Raw genomic sequence first — 18,463 nt, forward strand, 5'->3', positions numbered from 1 at the left:
CAAAGACCCATGCCCAATCCGGCTTGGGAAATTTGCCCGAGCTGCACTTCCCGGCATTCCTGCAATTGGCAAGGCGCGGCGGCGTTGTTAGGCTGACCTTACCAAAGGTCGGGGGTGATCGCATGCGCCTCGTGCTTCAGCTTGTCGCCCGTCTGCTGCTTATCGTCGTGCTCTGCCTCGGAGCCGCGACCGTGTGGGCGACGTTCGACGCCTATCGCAGCGTCGATCGGGCGACTGCGGCCTCGGCGCAGCGGGTCGCGCAGGCGCTGCAGGCGCTGTATTGGCGAGAGCTCTTGTTGCGCAGCAGCAGGGCGCGCGAGCATCTTCTGCCTGTTCCAGACTGGCGCACCCTCGAGACGATGAAACTGATCTCGCCCGGCGTCTGTGTCGAGTTCCAGCCAGCCGCGGCATTCGAGAAGCCGCTCTGCGGTCAGAGCGAGGGGCTTGGGAAGGCGCCACCGCACTGGTTCGTCGCCGTTGTTCCCACCTATCTTGGCAGCCACGCCGAGGTGATACGGCCCATCAGTCCCCGCGCGGCGGCTGCGGGCACGGTGGTCGCGACGCCGGATGCCACGGCCGCCGTCTCGCTCGCCTGGGAGTACATCCACAACGTGATCGACGTCGCGCTCCTGATGGCGGCGGCGATCGCGCTGCTGGCTTCGATCGCGATCGCGCACGCGCTGGCTCCAGCGCGCGCCATCGTCACCGCGCTCCAACGTATGGCGCGGGGTCAGTACCGGACGAAATTGCCGCGCTTCCGCTCCATGGAGCTTGCGATGATCGGCAGCGCCGTCGGCGAGCTCGGCGGCCGGCTGGAGGAGGCCACCGAACAGCGCGCCGCGCTGACGCGGCGCCTGATCGAAATCCGCGACGACGAGCGTCGCGCGCTCGCTCGCGAGCTGCACGACGAATTCGGGCAGAACCTTTCCGCCATTCTTGCCTTCGCCAACACGATCGAAACCGCAAGCACGAAAGACAAGAACGGCACCGCGATTGCGCAGGACGCGCGCATGATCTCGCAAGCCACCCATCACCTGATGGCCTCGCTGCGCGATGCGCTCGGGCGGCTGCGCAATCCCCTGCCCGAGGAACTCGGGCTCGAGGCAAGCCTCGTCAACCTCGTCGACAGCTGGCGCTCGCACAGCGCGGCGCGGCCGACGATCCAGCTCGACCTTCGCGGTGACCTCACCGACATCAGTGGGCCGGCCGCCACCACGGCCTATCGCGTGGCACAGGAGTGTCTGACCAACGCGCTGCGTCACGGTGCGGCGCGCGAGATCAGCTTGCGCATCGAGCGCCGCGCCGGCCAGCATGATGCGCTGCTGATCCGGGTCGAGGACGACGGCGGCGGCGACGCGACCCGTGTGGCGCAGTCGGCCGGTTTCGGCCTGACCGGCATCCGCGAGCGCGTCACGGCCGCGGGCGGATCGCTGTCGATCCTGCCGGCGCGCCGCGGCCTCAGCGTCGCCGCCACCATCCCGCTCGCCGCGTGAGGCCGGGAATGAGCGAGGTTGCTGCAACAGGCATCTCCGTGCTGCTGGTCGACGACCATCCGATCGTCCGGCAAGGCTATCGGCGCGTGCTGGAAAGCCAGGGCGATCTGCATGTCGTCGCGGAAGCCGACAACGCCGCGGACGCCTACGGCGCGTTCAAGGCGCATGATCCCGACGTCGTCGTGCTCGATATTTCGATGCCCGGCGCGAGCGGGCTGGAGGCGATCCGCAACATTCGCGCGCGCAGCCCCCGGGCGCGGATCCTCGTTTTTACCATGCACAACGAGGCCGTGCTGGTAAAGGCCGCCTTCAACGCCGGCGCCAGCGGCTTCGTCACCAAGAGCAGCGAGCCCTCCGCCGTCGTGACCGCAATCCGCAACGTCGCCCGCGGCGAGCGCGCCATGAGCGACGACATCGCGCATATCCTGGCCGAGGACAGCTTGTCGGCTGGCTCAGCGCTGGATCAACTGGGCGAACGCGAGATCGAGATCCTGCGCCAGTTCGCCGGCGGCGCCACCACCGAGCAGATCGCGGCGCATCTCAATCTCAGCATCAAGACGGTGCAGAACTATCACTACCTCATCAAGACCAAGACCGGCGCGCGCACGGACGCGCAACTGGTGCGGCTCGCGGCGGCGTGCGGGTTGACGAGAATCTGGCGGTAGAGCTGCCGCTGACCCCGGCCCTTGAATCTTCTCAATCTGCTGAATGAAGTTGGAACGGTTCCGATCCGGCTCCGGTTAATACGGCAGTGAAGGAGGCAAGGGTCATGAGTAAGGGTCACCGTAAAGCAGTCGACCATCCCCCGGTCATTACAGTAGGCGAGCTCATCGACGAGCTCTGCCGCCTGCCGGACACCGCCGTTGTCCACTTCCGCTGCCCCATGCTCGATCAGGAGCTGACATTCCATCGCCTGCGAAAGCGGTCAAAGGACGCGGTCGAAATCGCGGTCAATGCATATCCGGAAAGTCCGCCGGTCGTGCCATCCGCCGAGCCAGCTTTCCGGACACGTAGAGGCTCGACCATCTCGCCGCCGGCTCACAACGGCGGCGTTCTTCACAAGGCAAGGGGTTGATCGACACCCGTTGTGCAGGCGGGCCTACCCAGCCTTCAAACCGCGCAGCAACAACGTCAGCGTCGCATCGACGCGCGCCGAGAGATCGGCATCCTTCCACTCGTCGGCATGAGCCGGATGGTGGAAACGCACGGTCGCATCGAAGATCGCACGCGCCGTCTCCTTCACGTCGCCCACAGCGAATTCGCCCTGCTTCTCGCCGTCGATCAGGATCGCCGCGATCTGGTCGATCATGGTGTCCTTGTGGCATTTGACGGCAGCGCAAGCCTCGCGCGCCAGTGTCAGATAGGTGTCGAACATCTCGGGGTCATCGAGGACGCGCGAACGCTTGGCGGCGAACAGCGTACGCAGCCAGCGCTCGAGCCGGGCCGGGGCCGGACCCTGCTCCCCGGCGATCTCGCGCAGCGGAGCATCGATGCGATCCAGCCAGCGCTTGGCAACAGCCTCGCGCAGCGAGGCCTTGCTCGGGAAATGGCGATAGACGCTGCCGTGGCTCACATCGAGCGCACGGGCAACGTCGACCACCGTGGCCTTGGCAAGTCCGTACCGCCTGAGCACATCCTCGGTGACCTCGAGGATCCGCTCCGGCGTCAAAACAACGGCTTCATTCATGCCAGCACCATGTTCCCGTTTGGGGCTCAGAAACTCCGGCCGTCGGGCTGCTTCCGAAGCGCCCTCGCCGGTCGTTCGGAAAGCCTATGCCCTAATGAGGCAGTTTTGCAGCCTGCGCCGCGATCTGGCGCGCCACCAGCAGATTGAGCCACTGCCCAATCACGCCGGTGAGATTGAGGATTTCGGTCGTCATTGTCTTAAGTCTCCATTCGTCCACGGTCCCCGTTCTTCAATCCGCCCTCCGATCCGAATTGGCTTCGGATGTCGGGCTCCCCGGGGCTTGTCGCGGGACGCCGGTCGGAGCGTCCGGGAACGGATATACATGTCTCGCTAACAGATTTCAATATCTGTCAGTCAATGATTCGTGATTGACCGCTGATTCTGCTGCGGCCAGCCAGCCCGGCTGGCGGGCGACCCACCAGCCAGCCGCGGCCGAGGCCCTCAGCCCCTTGCTCGGGCTGATCATCCCCCGCGACGTTGCTCCCGCCGTTTGTTTCGCCCTCCCCGCTCTGTTAAGTCACGGCGTAAAAACATTCTGGCCGGCACAGCCCCCCTCGGGTCGCCCGCCTACCTTGCTGGAGCCCTCAGATGATCCCCCGCTATACCCGCCCGGAAATGGCCTCGATCTGGGAGCCGCAGACCCGGTTCAAGATCTGGTTCGAGATCGAGGCGCATGCGGCGGATGCCCTGGCCGAGCTCGGGACCATCCCGAAGAAGGCTGCCAGGACGGTCTGGGCCAAGGCCAAGGACGCCGTGTTCGACGTCGCCCGCATCGACGAGATCGAGCGCGAAACCAAGCACGATGTCATCGCCTTCCTCACCCACCTCGCCGAGATCGTCGGCCCCGAGGCGCGGTTCGTGCACCAGGGCATGACCTCCTCCGACGTGCTCGACACCTGCCTCAACATCCAGCTCACCCGCGCCGCCGACCTGTTGCTCGCCGACCTCGACAAGGTGCTGGCCGCGCTGAAGAAGCGCGCCTTCGAGCACAAGATGACGCCGACCATCGGCCGCAGCCACGGCATCCATGCCGAGCCCGTGACCTTCGGCCTCAAGCTCGCTTATGCCTATGCCGAGTTCACGCGCGCCAAGGAACGTCTGATCGCCGCGCGCAAGGAAGTTGCAACCTGCGCCATCTCGGGTGCCGTCGGCACCTTTGCGCAGATCGATCCGCGCGTCGAAGAGCATGTCGCGAAAGCGATGGGCCTCGTCCCCGAACCGATCTCGACCCAGGTCATCCCGCGCGACCGCCACGCCATGTATTTCTCGACCCTCGGCGTGATCGCCTCCTCGATCGAACGTATCGCGGTGGAGATCCGCCACATGCAGCGCACCGAAGTGCTGGAGGCCGAGGAATTCTTCTCGGAGGGGCAGAAGGGCTCGTCCGCCATGCCGCACAAGCGCAATCCGGTGCTGTCGGAGAACCTCACCGGCCTCTCCCGCATGGTGCGCGCCTATGTGACGCCGGCGCTGGAGAACGTCGTGCTCTGGCACGAGCGCGACATCTCGCACTCCTCGGCCGAGCGCATGATGGGTCCCGACGCCACCGTGACGCTCGACTTCGCGCTGGTGCGCCTGGCCGGCCTGATCGAAAAGCTTCTCGTCTATCCCGCCAACATGCAGAAGAATCTCGACCGGCTCGGCGGCCTCGTGCATTCGCAGCGCGTTCTGCTGGCCCTGACGCAGAAGGGCGCGAGCCGCGAGGACGCCTACAAGCTCGTGCAGCGCAACGCCATGCCGGTCTGGCGCGGCGAAGGCGATTTCCTTCAGCTGCTGAAGAAGGACACTGAAGTAAGGAAATATCTCTCGGACGCCGAAATCGAGGAGCAGTTCGACCTCGGCTATCACCTCAAGCACGTCGATACGATCTTCAGGCGGGTGTTCGGCGAGAGCTGATGTTTTCGCCGTTCCGGGGCACGCGAAGCGTGAACCAGGGTGCGCAATTGCGCACCTGAGAATCTCGCGCCACAATCTCCAGATTTCGGGTCCGATGCTGCGCATCGCCCCGGAACGACAAGAGTCACCTCCAGAAGCGGATCCCTCATGCCCATCGTCAATCGCGTTGCCGCCCTCTCGGACGAAATGGCTGCCTGGCGCCATGACTTCCACGAGAACCCCGAGTTGCTCTACGAAGTCCACCGCACCGCGGGGATCGTCGCGGACAAGCTGCGCGAGTTCGGCTGCGATGAGGTGGTGACGGGGGTCGGCCGCACCGGCGTGGTCGGCGTGATCCGCGGCCGCAAGTCCGCCTCTGGCAAGGCCATCGGCCTGCGCGCCGATATGGACGCGCTGCCGATCATGGAGACTTCGGGCGTGCCTTACGCGTCCAAGGTCCCCGGAAAGATGCATGCCTGCGGCCATGATGGCCACACCGCCATGCTGCTCGGCGCTGCAAAATACCTGACCGAGACGCGCAATTTCGACGGCACGGCGATCATGATCTTCCAGCCGGCCGAGGAAGGCGGCGGTGGCGGCAAGGCCATGGTCGAGGACGGGCTGATGACGCGCTGGAATATCCAGGAGGTCTACGGCATGCACAACATGCCGGGCCTGCCGGAAGGCCATTTCGCCACCACGCCCGGCGCGATGCTGGCCTCCTCCGACAACATCCAGATCACGGTCCACGGCAAGGGCGGCCATGCCGGCGCGGGTCCGCACAAATCCGTCGACAGCGTGCTGATCGGCTCGCAGATCGTGAACGCGCTGCAATCGATCGTGGCCCGCAACGTCGATCCGCTGAAGTCCGCCGTCATATCGATCACGCAATTCCACTCAGGCACGGCTTTCAACATCATTCCGGAGATCGCCGAGCTCGGCGGCACCGTGCGCACGCTCGATCCCGAGGTACGCGATCTCGTCGAGCGTCGCATAGGCGAGGTCGCCGACAGCGTCGCGCGGGCCTATGGCGGCTCGGCCGAGACGAAATACACGCGGATGTATCCGGTGACCATGAACCATGCGCGCGAGGCCGGCCTTGCCGCCGATGTCGCCCGCGACATCGTCGGCGCCGATCGCGTCAACGACAAGTTCATCCCGATGATGGGCGCCGAGGACTTCTCCTTCATGCTGGAAGCACGCCCCGGCGCCATGGTGCTGGTCGGCATGGGCGACGGCAACGAGTGCCACCACCCGGGCTACGTGTTCAACGACAACATTTTGGGCCACGGCGCCTCGTTCTGGGCGCGTCTTGTCGAAACGCGGATGCAAGCCGGCTAGTCAGGCCGCACGAATTGCCGCAAAGAACCCTTCGACCTCGGAGCGGAGCACATCCGTCTGGCCCGATAGCTCCTTGGAGGCCGCCAGGAGTTCGGAGGCCGTGATGCCGGTCTCCCTGGCAGCTTGGCTTACCCCCCCGATGTTGCTCGATACGTCATGTGTGCCCTGCGCGGCCTCCTGTACGTTGCGCGCGATCTCGGCGGTGGCTACGCCCTGTTGCTCGACCGCAGCCGCAATCGCCGTCGCAACCTCGTCGACGGCGGCGATTGTTTCGCCGATCTGGCGAATGATGCCGACAGACTCTGTCGTTGCCTCCTGAATCGAGAGGACCTGCTGGCCGATCTCGCCGGTTGCCCTCGCCGTCTGCTCGGCCAGCGCCTTGACTTCGGACGCGACCACTGCAAAGCCACGGCCGGCCTCACCCGCGCGCGCAGCCTCGATCGTCGCATTCAGTGCGAGCAGATTGGTCTGAGCCGCGATCGTGTTGATCAGCTCGACGACGTCGCCGATTCTCTGCGCTGCCCTGGCCAGGCTCTCGATCGCGGCACCGGAGCGCGCTGCCTGATCGACAGCCTCGCCGGTCATCCTGGTCGACTCCGAAACCTGGCGGCCGATCTCCTTGATCGACGACGCGAGTTCCTCGGTCGAGGCCGCCACGGCCTGCACGTTGGTGGACGCCTCTTCCGAGCCGGCAGCCACCACGCTCGATTGCCGGGTCGAGCGCTCCGCGCTTGCGCTGAGCACATCGGCAACGCCCTGTAGACCGGTCGCCGAGCTTCCCAGTCTTTCCAGTACGACCTTCATCCGGCCGTCGAAATCCAGAATGGCCGCAGCAATCGCCTCCTGCTGCTTCTGCTTCTCCGCGAACATCGCCTCCTGATATGCGGAGATGGCAATGTCTATGTCCAACATCACCGCGGTGTTGAGGGCGGTGAGCACGCTGGCCAGCCGCGTCGGCATCCATCGATATTTTCTAACGGCCAGGGCCAGCAGCCGGCAGAGCACGAAATTATACCCGCCGATATACCAGCGCGGCTCCAACCCGATCTTGTTGTGCATCAGCCCGATCATGCGCACGCCACGCATGTAGTCGTGATCGAAGCGGCCGTTGAACAGCCGCGCCCAATGCGAACTCTGCGCCGTTTTCAGCCTCCGCATGTCGTCGCCGATCAAGGCGGCAAGCTGCGGCTCGCTCAATACATGCCGGTAGAATTCGTCGAGGATAGCCGGCAGCGCGGGCTCGGCCACCGACCAGAATTCGCACAGGAGTTCGCCTGTCTCGGTGCCGACGCGCATAAAGCGCATGCGGCCGTCACGATCCTGGTTCTCGTCATTTGGGGTCTGCGCGAGTGTCATGATAGCGCCCTTTGCAATTCATCGGAGGCGAAACGCTGAAAGCGAACAATCACGCGGCAACTACAATGAACTCTATTATTATCTCATTCAGTTAAGCTCGGCTGAGCGCAAAGCAACGCAGGTGAACCGAAATTGATACAGGTTAATAATGCGCGTTAACAAGAATGCCGCTTCGCGGTCCGACGTCTGATCGTTGCAGGGCAAATCCGATGCGACGCACTTCATGCCGCTTCCAGATTTCTGCCATCCGAAATTTGCAACAAAAAGAGCTGTTGACTATACAAAAATGTTACGGATCATAGTGGCACCATGACCTCCGGAGAATCCGCAAAGATGCGGCAGCACAGCGGCGACTTCAGCAGAATATGAAGGACCTTTCGCCTTGTGCAACCTGCCCGAAGAGCGGCTCCTTCGGATTCTGTGCTGCGATTTCCGAAAGTGCGGCACCGTCTGAATCGATCGGCGCATCCGATTGGCAGCACCATCTCGTGGTCCCGGCCGGAAGACAGTTGCTGACGGCAAACCAGGCCTCTCCCGACATCTATGTTTTTTGCGCCGGGTGGGGATTTCGTTTTCTCCAGATGCCGAACGGACGGCGGCAAATACTCGGCTTCCTGCTGCCGGGAGATGTCCTCGCCGGCTCGCTCCTTCACGAGCGCCTGCACTTTTCGGTCAAGGCTCTGACAGCGATCCAGGTCAGCACAATGAAGCGGACGGAGGTCCATGCACGCATTGCGACGAACGTGCGCATCCTCTGGGCCGCTGCTGAATGTTGCGCAAACGAGGCCAAGGCGGCCGACGATACCATTGCCGCGCTGGGCCAGTTCTCCGCAGAGGAACGCATCGCTCATCTGTTCCTGCAGTTGATGAAGCGGATTGCGAGCCGCAACGTGATCCGCGACGAGCGCTATCGCATACCGCTCCGCCAGCAGCATGTCGCCGATGCCGTGGGACTAACGCCGGTCCATGTCAGCCGCGTGCTCAGCGCCTTCAGGGAACGCCGCGTCGCAGATTTGTCGAATGGCGTGCTCGAAGTATTCAATCTGCGCGAGCTTCAGCGACTGGGGGCGCTGAACTGAGCCTGAGCCTCAATTTGCGCCAGCCGTCGCCGTTTGCAGAACACAGCCCGGACCGTCCGGGAACACGGTCGCGCACTTGAGCTGGCGATAGGGTACCGGCCGACCGAACAAATATCCCTGCGCGAAATCAATTCCCATGGAACGAACGTGATCGAGCTGCGGCTCGGTTTCTATTCCCTCGGCGGTAACGCTGATGCCCAGCCCCTTCGCCAGCACGACGGCCGACGCGATCACCGCGGCACAGTCCCGTCTGGGCAGGCCCTGTATGAAGGACTTGTCTATCTTGATCTTGTCGAACGGAAAATTCGTCAGATAGCTCGCCGACGAAAACCCTGTGCCGAAATCATCGAGCACGAGCGTTGCACCGATGGACTTCAGGCGTCGGAACGTCTGCAGTTGCTCGGACTGCTGCTCAAGCAGGACGGTTTCCGTGACCTCGATCTGCAGCCGTCGCGGGTTCAATCCCGAACGAAGCAGTGCCTGCAGCACGACATCGAACAGATTGCCGCGCTTGAACTGGGTAGCGGATACGTTGACCGCGAGCTGAACATGGGGCGGCCAGGACGCGGCATCCAGGCACGCCCGTTGAATGATCCATTCGCTGAGCGGCTGAATGAGACCGGTGCGTTCGGCGAGCGCAATGAACCGATCGGGTGCAACGAGGCCATCAACGGGATGGCGCCACCGCACCAGCGCTTCGGCCGTATGGACCGTGCGGCTTTCGACGTCCAGAATGGGCTGGTAGTGCAGCTCGAACTCCTGCGCGGAGATCGCGCGACGCAGCTCCGCCTCCAGGACTTTTTCTCCCTTGATCGCCTCGAGCATCGCCGGCTGATAGAGACGATGGCCGCGACGACCCGCGGCCTTGACGTCATAAAGCGCGAGATCCGCCTTCTTCAGGAGATCGGCGCTATTCGAGCCATGCTCCGGACAGAGCACGATCCCGACGCTTGCACTGATGTCGATCTGATGGCCCTCGATGTCGAACGGCGCCGCCATGGCGTCAACGATGCGGCGACCGAGATCCACTGCGGCCCCAGCTGCGCCGTCGCCCACACGCCGGATCATGGCGAACTCGTCACCGCCCAATCGCGCGACGAGATCCCGGTCGGTGGCAAGCGACCGCAGGCGCGAGGCGACCGCCTCGAGCAGACGGTCACCGACGTCGTGCCCGAACGTATCGTTGATACGTTTGAACCCATCGAGATCGATCAGATGAACGCTCAAGCGGTCCGGCTGGACGTCAGGCTCCGAGCCAATTCCTGCCTGATCGAACAGCGCACACCGGTTCAACAGGCCGGTGAGGGAATCGTGCGCGGCCGCAAACGAGAGCTTGGCTTCGGCTTCTTTCCGCGCCGTGATATCGACCCGAATGGCCATATAGGCGACTGGCTTGCCGTCGGGACCGAGTTGCGGCGTGATCACGGTATCCACCCAGTACAGCTTGCCGGATTTGGCCCGATTGCAAAGCTCGCCGCGCCAGACATGGCCACCCGCCAGAGAGCGATACATGTCGCGAAAGAGCTGCTTGGAATGGACGCCCGATTTGAGAATCCGATGATTTTGCCCAATCAGCTCCTCGCGCGAATAGCCGCTGATCGTGCAGAAATTGTCGTTAACGTAGTTGATGATGCCCTTCACGTCCGTGATCGCGACGATCACAGCCTGATCGATGGCATACTGCTTCTCGATCAGTTCCTGCATCGTTTCATTGGCCCGCATCTCGGCAAGCCGCTCGCTGGTGACATCCCGATGCACCTCGATCAGGCCGCCGCCGGTCATCGGATGCCGTGAGACCGAGATGAACCGGCCGTCGCGGAGCTCGTGAACCGACGTCGCCATCCCGTCGAACCCATCGAAAGCATCGATGACGCGCTCCGAAATGCCGCGCTTGGCCTTCCTTGCTTCGATGATCTGGCGCAGTCGCGTTCCAGGTTTGATGTCAGCGCGCGTCAAGCCATACATGCTCGCGTATCGCTGGTTACTGGCGATGACCCGCAGGTCCGGCGCGAACACACAAAGGCCGGCGGGCACGCTCTCGATGGCGCGATTCAGGACCGTTGTCGACGTGGGCCGGTCCGCCGATGCCACGAGCCAGACCAGGCCAGCGCACAGCAGCGCGACATAGGCGGCCAGGCCCCCCGTACCGATCTGCAGGACGATCGCCGCAGCAAGCAGCAACACGAGGCCCGCCAACCCGCCGATTCTCTCCGAACGACCTAATGACTGCATCAGAGCTCCCTCCGCCTCTGATGCGAACACTCACGCATCTAAGATGAACTTAAAATCGATCCGCTGCTCCCGAGTTGCGGCCGCAAGCTTTGGTTGCGGTAAATGTCTGAATCGGCCGCTTGATCGGTGTTCTTAACCTGGATCAAGATCCGCTCCGGCCCAGATCTCATCGCCACGATCGCCAGAACCAGAAGAAAGAGCCTGCCCCGGGCCAGCGCAGGATGCGTGAACCGGGTCCAAGTCGTCGCTGCAGTCACCGGCGGCAGGATCTCTTCCCCAGGTCACGACGCGACGACATCGCTGCATCGTGCATGGCTGGAGATCGTACTCACCTATGCCTGCACTACCTCGTGCCGCATCACGAACGGCGCGAGCAGTGCGTGTACTTCGCGCGCAACTGCCTCCTGCTGGTCGGGCGGCAGGCCCGTTAGCGTCACCGTCGCGATTGATCCGTGGCTGCCGTGGGCGCCGACCTTGACCTTGCAGTCGATGCCGCGCTCGACCAGCGGCGCGAGCACCTTGGTGAACACGCGCTCCGCCGCGTCCCAGCGCAGCTGCGGCTTGAACACCTTGCCGACACCGGTCACCGGCATCGGATCGATCGGAATGACCTGCACCGGAACCGCAGCACGCTCCGGCGTGCGCTCGCGCACCCACGATTCCAGCTCGCCCGGTTCGACCTTGGCGCCCGGCTTCAATTGTACATAGCCCACCGGCAACTCGCCGGCATAGGCATCGGGCTGGCCGACCACCGCGGCGAAGCCGACGGCAGGATGGCGGAACATGATCTCCTCGATCGGCGCCGGATCGATGTTGTGCCCGCCGCGGATCACCAGATCCTTGGCGCGACCGGTGATCCAGAGGTAGCCGTCGGCATCCAAGCGGCCGAGATCGCCGGAGTTGACCCACACGCCGTCGACGAACGCGCCCTTGTTGTGCTCGTCGTTGAGATAGCCGCTGAACACACCGGGGCCGGCCATGATCACGACGCCGATCTCGTCCGGTTTGCAGTCGCGGATCAGGCGTCCCTCGGCATCGAGCTGCACGATGCGCACGCGCGCGTAAGGCATGGGAAGGCCGACCGAGCCGAGCCGGATCGGCCGCGACGGATAGGCCAGCGTGTGCACGCTCGATGTCTCGGTCATGCCGTAGACCTCGATCACGGGTAGCTTCAGTTTCTCCTGGATCGCCGAACCGACCGCGACCGGAATCGCCGAGCCACCACCTGCCGCATACTTCAGGCTGGAGATATCAGCGTCACCAGGCGGCACTGCGAGGGTCGCGGCGAGCACCGTCGGCACGCTAGACAGCGCTTCGGGCCTGTAGCGCGCGACGAGCTGCCAGATGTTCTTCACCGCATTCGGATTGCGCCAGCCGCTCGGCGACAGCACGACGAGCGAGCCGCCGCTCGACAGCGTCAGCAGCACCTGCGTCAGCGAGCCCCCGACATGGAACAGCGGCATGCCGAACAGCAGGTTTGCGCCCGGCCTCGCCTTCAGCAGCAGATTGAGCGCCCAGGCCTGATAGACTTGGTTGGCATGCGTGTGCCGCACCAGCTTTGGCGTGCCGGTGGTGCCGCCGGTATGAAAATAAGCGGCGATGTCGCTGCCGCGAATCTGGCGCCCGCTGACGAGGCGGTCCGCCGGCTGCTGCTTGATCAGGTCGCCAAAGGCAAAGATACCCTTCGCCGGATCTCCGCCGCCGAACACCTGCACGATGGCCTTGAGATGCTTCAGTTGAGGGCGGATCTGCTCGACCTTCTGCCAGATGTCGGTGCCGGGCATCGGCCCGAGCGCGACCAGGATCTTGGTATTGGCGGCCTCCAGGATCTCCGCGATCTGGTGCGGCTCGAGCAGCGGATTCACGGGGTTGGCAATGCCGGCGGCCTCCGCGCCGAACAGAGTGACGAAGGCATCCGGCACCAGCGGCAGCATGAAGCTGATGACGTCGTCTTTCTCGGCGCCGAGCGCGTGGAACATGTTGGCGGCTTGCGTGACGCGCGCGATGAAATCGCCATACGTCACGACCAACGGCGTGTCTGCGGGATCGGCATTTTGCAGGAACTGGATCGCCGCGCCGTCCGGGTTGCGCGCAGCACCGAGCCTGATCGCATCGTAGGTGCTCTCGGCCGCGACGCGGTCGGCATAGGGGACCTGCTCGAACGCCCGGACCTCCGCGTCCGTCGAAAGGTCCGGATAGTCGTTGCCGATGAGCCGATCGAGCGCGTGGATACCCATGAAATTCCGTCCTCCCTCAGATGCATGCCCCCGCCCCTGTCTTTTGACATTTTGGTTCGGCGAGGCTCGACCGATGGTGGCCGAGAGCAGGCAGAATGATGGATGATTGAGCATTCGTCCATTGCCAACCGACTGTGGCGCTTGAACCTCCGCGGCTGATCCGTGGACCAAGAACTGGCACTGAATTCGCCCGCCAGCGTCCTGCCGCAAGACTTGAGGTCATCATGACGACGCCCCCGCGGAATCGCATCACACGGCTGATCGCCGCGTTCGCGGCGGTATTCGCAATCGCACTGCCCTCTGCCACTCTCGGCGCGGACGCCCAGTTCGACAAGATGCGTGCCAAGATCGCGGCCTTCGTCGCCGAGAAGATGGAGAAGCTGGGCGGGTCCCGCATCATCTACAAGGTGGACACCGACGGCTTGCGGGAGGCGATCGTTACGGATCTGCGCGACGACGTCTACAGGACCCTCCGCGAGGGCCGGATCGCCTTCTCGGGCCTTGCGATCCGCAACGGCGGCGTCGAGGTGAAGATCGCAGATCCCAGAGGTCGCGAACAGCTCACGCGCAAGCTCGCCTCGGCGGCGGAGGGACTGCCCGCCTATGCGCTCACCGTCACCGATGGCGGAGACGGCCTGGTCAGGCTCGCACCGACCCCTGCCGCATCCGCCGCGCGGCTGCGCGAGTTCGTCGAGGATTCCGTCGCCATGATCGAGCAGCGCCTCAAGGACGCCGGCGTCAAGCTGGCCAATGTCGAGCCCGACGGAACGGACCGCATCCGCATCTTCTTGCCGGGGGTGATGGAGCCCGATCGCGTCACCGCGATCTTCGCCAAGAAGGTCAAGGTCGGCTTCCGTCTGATCGCCCTCTCGATGTCTGCCGAGCAGGCACAGTCGGGAACGCCGCCGGCGGGCACGGAAGTCCTGCTCGGCTTCAAGGACAAGTTTCCCTATCTCGTCGCCAAGGACAGCACGCTCGAAGGCGAGGACATCAGCTATGCCGGCCCGGGATTCACCAGCGACACGAAGGAGCCGATCGCCTCGTTCCGCTTCAACGGCCGCGGCATGCGGCGCTTCGCCCACATGACTGCAGAGAACGTCGGCAAACCCTTCGCCATCGTGCTCGACGACAAGGTGATCTCCGCTCCCGTGATCCGCGAGCCCATCACCGGCGGCTCCGGCCAGATCGCCGGCAACTTCACCCTCGACGAGGCCAACAGCATCGCCATGCTGCTGCGCGCCGGCTCGCTGCCAGGACGCCTTGGCCTTGTCGAGCAGCAGGTCGTGCAACCCGCCGCCAAGCCGTAGGTGAACGGGACCCGTCGCCCGCCGCTTCGATCGTCCGGTCCGTCCGAGACGCCCCTGGGGCTGCCCCGAATCGCGGCCAGACGCGCAAACCACGGCAATTGCCGAAACGCCCGGACAGGCTAGAATTTGCCTCTTGCGGCATCATGGCCGGAAGCGTCATTCAAGCGGTCGTCATTTGATTTCGGCTATACGGATGCCGACCAGGACTGAAGGCCTTACGCGGGGACCAGATCATGCCGTCCGGCAGCGCAGACGTTTCATCGATCCTCGATCGCATCCTCGATGCGGCAACCGACAATCTCAGGATTGCCAAGATCCTGGTCCAGATGGGCCTCGACCCCAACGACGTCACTTACGACGCGATCTTCAATCGCCTGCTGGAGATCTTTGTCCAGAACATCACACTGGCCAATCTGTTCGCCGCGGTCGGCGCCGGCTTCTTCGTCGCCACCCTCTTGATGCGGACCATGGTGCCGCTGCGCGTCGCCAACATGATCGGCTGCGCGTTCTTCACCGTGTTCGGCGCGCTCTCCGCCAACGTCGCCACGTTCCTGCTGTATCTGCTGTTGCTTCCGATCAACGCCTTGCGCCTGCGGCAGATGCTGAAGCTGGTCAAGAAGGCGCGCCATGCGACCGAGGGCGACATGTCGATCGAGTGGCTCAAGCCGTTCATGACCGAGCGCAAATATCGCCGCGGCGACATCCTCTTCAAGCTGCGCGATCCGGCGAAGGAGATGTTCCTCACCGTCACCGGCAAGTTCCTGGTCAAGGAGATCAACGTCGAGATCCTGCCGGGATCGCTGATGGGCGAGCTCGGCTTCCTCACGCCGGACAACCGGCGCACCGGAACGGTCGAATGCATCGAGGACGGCCAGGTGCTGACGATCACCTACGACCGGCTGCTCGAGATCTATTTCCAGGATCCGCAGTTCGGGTACTACTTCCTGGTGCTGACCAGCCAGCGCCTCCTGCAAAACATCGATCGCCTGCAGAAGCAGCTGGCGGCGGAGCGGGCGGCGAGCACGAACAGGATCGCGTAACGGTTGCACGGCCACGTGGCGCCCGCCGTCCGGATCCTTGCAGGGCGCCGCAAAACCGCCCCAAAAACCGAATGGTAACCATGCCGGGCTAGGGTAACGACGTGACCAATTCTCCGACCATCCTGGTGTTCGATTCCGGCCTTGGCGGGCTCACGGTGCTCCGTGAGGTCGTAACCGCGCGCCCTGATGCGCGTTTCGTCTACGTCGCCGACGACGCTTTTTTTCCCTATGGCCACCACAGCGAGGACGAGATCATCGGCCGCGTCGTGCCGCTGATGGGGGAGTTGATCGGCACCCATGATCCCGACCTCGTCGTCATCGCCTGCAACACGGCGTCCACCTTGGTCCTCTCTCATTTGCGCGCGGCCTATTCCGTGCCTTTCGTCGGGACCGTGCCGGCGATCAAGCCGGCCTGCGCTCAGTCCAGGACGCGTCGCGTCTCGGTGCTCGGCACCAAGGGCACCGTGAAACGCGAATACACCAAGGCGCTGATCCGCGATTTCGCGCAAGGTTGCGAGGTGACGCTGGTCGGCTCGCCCGAGCTCGCCTCGCTCGCCGAGGCCGCGCTTGGCGGCAAGCCGGTCAGCGACGGCGACATCCTCGCCGAGCTCGCGCCCTGCTTCGTCGGCGACGCTGCGGACGCGAGCGCGCGCACCGACACGGTGGTGCTCGCCTGCACCCATTATCCGCTGCTGCTCGATCGGCTGAAGCGGCTGGCACCCTGGCCAGTCGACTGGATCGATCCGGCGCCGGCGATCGCCCGACGCGTCTCGGATCTGCTCGGCCCGCCCAGCGGCGGCGCAGCACAGTCGGGGGCCGAGATGATCTTCACCTCGAACCGCGTCCATGGCCTTTCGGCCACGCTGACGCCGTTCTTCGGCGGGCGCGCGGTGGCCTGACCTTGCGCCCCGGTCGCTCGCTGCTAGGCTTCGCCGCCATCATCTCTGCGCAGGTCCTCCCATGTCCGTCCCCGCAAAGCCGCTCAATCGTCTCCGCCAGCTGTGGAGCGAGGGCCGCCCCGCCTTCGGCGCGATCGCGACCATCCCGAGCGTGCAGCTGGTGCAGATCATGGCGCGTTCGCTCGACTGGATCATCGTCGATCTCGAGCACGGCCCGATCGGATTGACCGAAGCCCATGCGATGATCGCCGCGACGACGGGGACGCCATGTACGCCGCTGGTGCGGATCGCCGCGAACGAGCCGTGGCTCGCGAAAGCCCCGATGGACATCGGCGCCTTCGGCATCAACTTCCCGATGATCACCACGCCCGCGGAAGCCGAGAAGGCGGTGCGTAGCGTTCGTTACCCGCCCGGCGGCGACCGGCTCTGGGGCCCCTTCCACGCCCCGTTCCGCTGGGGCCAATCCATGCCCGATTACATGGCCAGCGCCGATGACGAGATGATCTGCATGATCACCATCGAGCATGTCGATGCCGTCAACCGCATCGACGAGATCATGGCGACGCCGGGCATCGACGTCGCCGTGATCGGCCCCGGCGATCTCGCCACCTCCATCAACAAACGCGGCCGGATGGACGATCCGGAGCTGCTGGAGCTGGTCGCGCGTGCAGAGGCCGGCATCCTCAGAAGCGGAGTGCCGATCGGCGGCGTGGCGCGCAGCGCCGACCAGGCCAACGCCCTGATCGACCGCGGCTACCGCGCCATCGCGCTCGGCTTCGACTGGTCGCTGTTCCAGCGCGGCATCATGGCGGCATTCGACGGGATCAAGCGCTGAATCGCGCAACGAGGTGATCGGCCTCGCAGTTCAGGGAGGAATATGCTCAAGGCGACTTTGCGCGACGGTCGCCAAGAATCACGCAACAAGACATTGAAATCATTATAGATTTAGGTCATTAACAAGCCGACAGCCTCGGCGGCGCCGTGATGCGGCGAACCGACCGCCCCCAGGCGGGTTGGTTCATGCTAGAGCGAGCGGGCGGGCCCCGCTCGCTGCCCATATTTTGATCTTTGATTTGGAACTGAAGACCGATGCGCGGGACGCCCAAATCCATATCGCTGCGGCGTCGCCTGATCTGCGACCTCATGCATGCCTCGATGGGCGTGCCCTTCGTTTCACTCTCTCGCTCGCTCAATATCCGCCCCCTGCTGGAGGCTCGCGCATGCGCAACGGCGCCCGCGGGCTGGGCCGCGATGTTCGTCAAGGCTTTCGCCCTGGTTGCGAGGGACGAGCCGATCCTGCGCACCGTCTACGTCAAATGGCCTTGGCCGGCCCTGTACGAGCTGCCGAAGAGCGTGGCGACGGTCGCGATCGCGCGGGTGGACGAGGGCGAGGAATGCGTGCTGCCTCAGCGAATCGCCGCTCCTGAGGCCCTTTCGCTGGCAGCAATCGACGCCGAAATCCGGCTTGGCAAGACGGCTCCGGTCGGGGACGTCCCAATGTTCCGCAAGATCATGCGGGCGACCCGCCTGCCGCTGCCGTTGCGGCGCTTGTCCTGGGCCATTGGTCTGAATTTCGGCCGCCAGCGCGGCAATTGGTTCGGCAGCTTCGGGGTCAGCTCGGTTGCCGCCTATGGCGGCGGTGAGCTTCATCCGATCACGCCCGGCCCCTTCGTCGTGAGTTATGGTCTCGTCGAACCCGACCAGACCATCCGCGTCGTGATCCGATGGGACCACAGGGTCACGGACGCCGCCCCGATTGCAAGGGTCCTGACCCGGCTGGAACAGGTCCTGAACACTGAAATCGCTGCGGAATTGGGCGCGGCCGTCCCCAAGCCCGTCCGGGCGGTGAGAGGCTGAAAGCGCCGAACTTATCCAGAGGCGGTGCGCGCCACCGAGCCCGGGATCTCGAGATTCCGG

Annotated in this window: 14 protein-coding genes; 10 read left to right on the forward strand and 4 right to left on the reverse strand. The window is 64.4% G+C overall.

Features of this window, described 5'->3' with window-relative positions; all coding sequences use genetic code 11:
- Positions 1-122: 122 nt before the first annotated feature.
- Both K408_RS0122995 and K408_RS0123000 read left to right on the forward strand, forming a co-directional pair.
- Positions 123-1,493, forward strand: coding sequence for a sensor histidine kinase (locus K408_RS0122995; protein ID WP_024340855.1), 1,371 nt, complete (start codon positions 123-125; stop codon positions 1,491-1,493).
- Between the two features lie 8 nt (positions 1,494-1,501).
- A complete protein-coding gene (locus K408_RS0123000) occupies positions 1,502-2,158 on the forward strand; it encodes a response regulator (RefSeq protein WP_024340856.1) in 657 nt (218 codons plus the stop codon).
- 434 nt (positions 2,159-2,592) lie between these two features.
- Here K408_RS0123000 and K408_RS0123010 read toward each other — a convergent pair whose 3' ends face one another.
- Entirely contained in the window at positions 2,593-3,180 is a 588-nt protein-coding gene (locus K408_RS0123010; RefSeq protein WP_024340858.1) for a TetR/AcrR family transcriptional regulator, read from the reverse strand.
- A 588-nt stretch (positions 3,181-3,768) separates the two neighbouring features.
- Between K408_RS0123010 and purB the strand changes: the two genes are divergently transcribed.
- Together purB and K408_RS0123025 are read left to right on the forward strand one after the other, a co-directional pair.
- Positions 3,769-5,076, forward strand: a complete 1,308-nt coding sequence (gene purB, locus K408_RS0123020; protein ID WP_024340859.1) for an adenylosuccinate lyase — start codon at positions 3,769-3,771, stop codon at positions 5,074-5,076.
- A 147-nt stretch (positions 5,077-5,223) separates the two neighbouring features.
- Positions 5,224-6,396, forward strand: coding sequence for a M20 aminoacylase family protein (locus K408_RS0123025; RefSeq protein WP_024340860.1), 1,173 nt, complete (start codon positions 5,224-5,226; stop codon positions 6,394-6,396).
- Here K408_RS0123025 and K408_RS0123030 read toward each other — a convergent pair whose 3' ends face one another.
- On the reverse strand, positions 6,397-7,752 hold the full coding sequence (locus K408_RS0123030; protein WP_024340861.1) for a globin-coupled sensor protein: 1,356 nt from the start codon (positions 7,750-7,752) through the stop codon (positions 6,397-6,399).
- A 488-nt stretch (positions 7,753-8,240) separates the two neighbouring features.
- Between K408_RS0123030 and K408_RS0123035 the strand changes: the two genes are divergently transcribed.
- Positions 8,241-8,831, forward strand: a complete 591-nt coding sequence (locus K408_RS0123035; RefSeq protein ID WP_028145965.1) for a Crp/Fnr family transcriptional regulator — start codon at positions 8,241-8,243, stop codon at positions 8,829-8,831.
- Positions 8,832-8,840: 9 nt separating this feature from the next.
- Here K408_RS0123035 and K408_RS40330 read toward each other — a convergent pair whose 3' ends face one another.
- Both K408_RS40330 and K408_RS0123045 read right to left on the reverse strand, forming a co-directional pair.
- Complete coding sequence (locus K408_RS40330; protein WP_080654911.1) at positions 8,841-11,063, reverse strand: putative bifunctional diguanylate cyclase/phosphodiesterase; 2,223 nt, start codon at positions 11,061-11,063, stop codon at positions 8,841-8,843.
- Positions 11,064-11,395: 332 nt separating this feature from the next.
- Entirely contained in the window at positions 11,396-13,300 is a 1,905-nt protein-coding gene (locus K408_RS0123045) for an acyl-CoA synthetase (protein WP_024340864.1), read from the reverse strand.
- Positions 13,301-13,524: 224 nt separating this feature from the next.
- Here K408_RS0123045 and K408_RS0123050 point away from each other — a divergent pair, with 224 nt between their 5' ends.
- The 5 genes from K408_RS0123050 (at position 13,525) to K408_RS0123070 (ending at position 18,403) form a co-directional block, all read left to right on the forward strand.
- On the forward strand, positions 13,525-14,607 hold the full coding sequence (locus K408_RS0123050; RefSeq protein ID WP_024340865.1) for a SecDF P1 head subdomain-containing protein: 1,083 nt from the start codon (positions 13,525-13,527) through the stop codon (positions 14,605-14,607).
- Between the two features lie 233 nt (positions 14,608-14,840).
- Complete coding sequence (locus K408_RS0123055) at positions 14,841-15,647, forward strand: Crp/Fnr family transcriptional regulator (protein WP_024340866.1); 807 nt, start codon at positions 14,841-14,843, stop codon at positions 15,645-15,647.
- A gap of 101 nt (positions 15,648-15,748) precedes the next feature.
- Positions 15,749-16,546, forward strand: coding sequence for a glutamate racemase (gene murI / locus K408_RS0123060; RefSeq protein WP_024340867.1), 798 nt, complete (start codon positions 15,749-15,751; stop codon positions 16,544-16,546).
- A 61-nt stretch (positions 16,547-16,607) separates the two neighbouring features.
- Positions 16,608-17,381 (forward strand): HpcH/HpaI aldolase family protein, encoded by a 774-nt coding sequence (locus K408_RS0123065; protein ID WP_024340868.1) that lies wholly within the window; start codon positions 16,608-16,610, stop codon positions 17,379-17,381.
- 254 nt (positions 17,382-17,635) lie between these two features.
- On the forward strand, positions 17,636-18,403 hold the full coding sequence (locus K408_RS0123070; RefSeq protein ID WP_024340869.1) for an acyltransferase: 768 nt from the start codon (positions 17,636-17,638) through the stop codon (positions 18,401-18,403).
- Positions 18,404-18,463: the final 60 nt, after the last annotated feature.

This window comes from Bradyrhizobium sp. in8p8 (assembly GCF_000426845.1).
GTDB lineage: Bacteria > Pseudomonadota > Alphaproteobacteria > Rhizobiales > Xanthobacteraceae > Bradyrhizobium > Bradyrhizobium japonicum_C.

Excerpts from the sequence above, each read along its gene's own strand:
- K408_RS0122995 (WP_024340855.1), top strand. The coding sequence starts at position 123 with ATGCGCCTCGTGCTTCAGCTTGTCGCCCGTCTGCTGCTTATCGTCGTG.
- K408_RS0123000 (WP_024340856.1), top strand. The coding sequence starts at position 1,502 with ATGAGCGAGGTTGCTGCAACAGGCATCTCCGTGCTGCTGGTCGACGAC.
- K408_RS0123010 (WP_024340858.1), bottom strand. The coding sequence starts at position 3,180 with ATGAATGAAGCCGTTGTTTTGACGCCGGAGCGGATCCTCGAGGTCACC.
- purB (WP_024340859.1), top strand. The coding sequence starts at position 3,769 with ATGATCCCCCGCTATACCCGCCCGGAAATGGCCTCGATCTGGGAGCCG.
- K408_RS0123025 (WP_024340860.1), top strand. The coding sequence starts at position 5,224 with ATGCCCATCGTCAATCGCGTTGCCGCCCTCTCGGACGAAATGGCTGCC.
- K408_RS0123030 (WP_024340861.1), bottom strand. The coding sequence starts at position 7,752 with ATGACACTCGCGCAGACCCCAAATGACGAGAACCAGGATCGTGACGGC.
- K408_RS40330 (WP_080654911.1), bottom strand. The coding sequence starts at position 11,063 with ATGCAGTCATTAGGTCGTTCGGAGAGAATCGGCGGGTTGGCGGGCCTC.
- K408_RS0123045 (WP_024340864.1), bottom strand. The coding sequence starts at position 13,300 with ATGGGTATCCACGCGCTCGATCGGCTCATCGGCAACGACTATCCGGAC.
- K408_RS0123050 (WP_024340865.1), top strand. The coding sequence starts at position 13,525 with ATGACGACGCCCCCGCGGAATCGCATCACACGGCTGATCGCCGCGTTC.
- K408_RS0123055 (WP_024340866.1), top strand. The coding sequence starts at position 14,841 with ATGCCGTCCGGCAGCGCAGACGTTTCATCGATCCTCGATCGCATCCTC.
- K408_RS0123065 (WP_024340868.1), top strand. The coding sequence starts at position 16,608 with ATGTCCGTCCCCGCAAAGCCGCTCAATCGTCTCCGCCAGCTGTGGAGC.
- K408_RS0123070 (WP_024340869.1), top strand. The coding sequence starts at position 17,636 with ATGCGCGGGACGCCCAAATCCATATCGCTGCGGCGTCGCCTGATCTGC.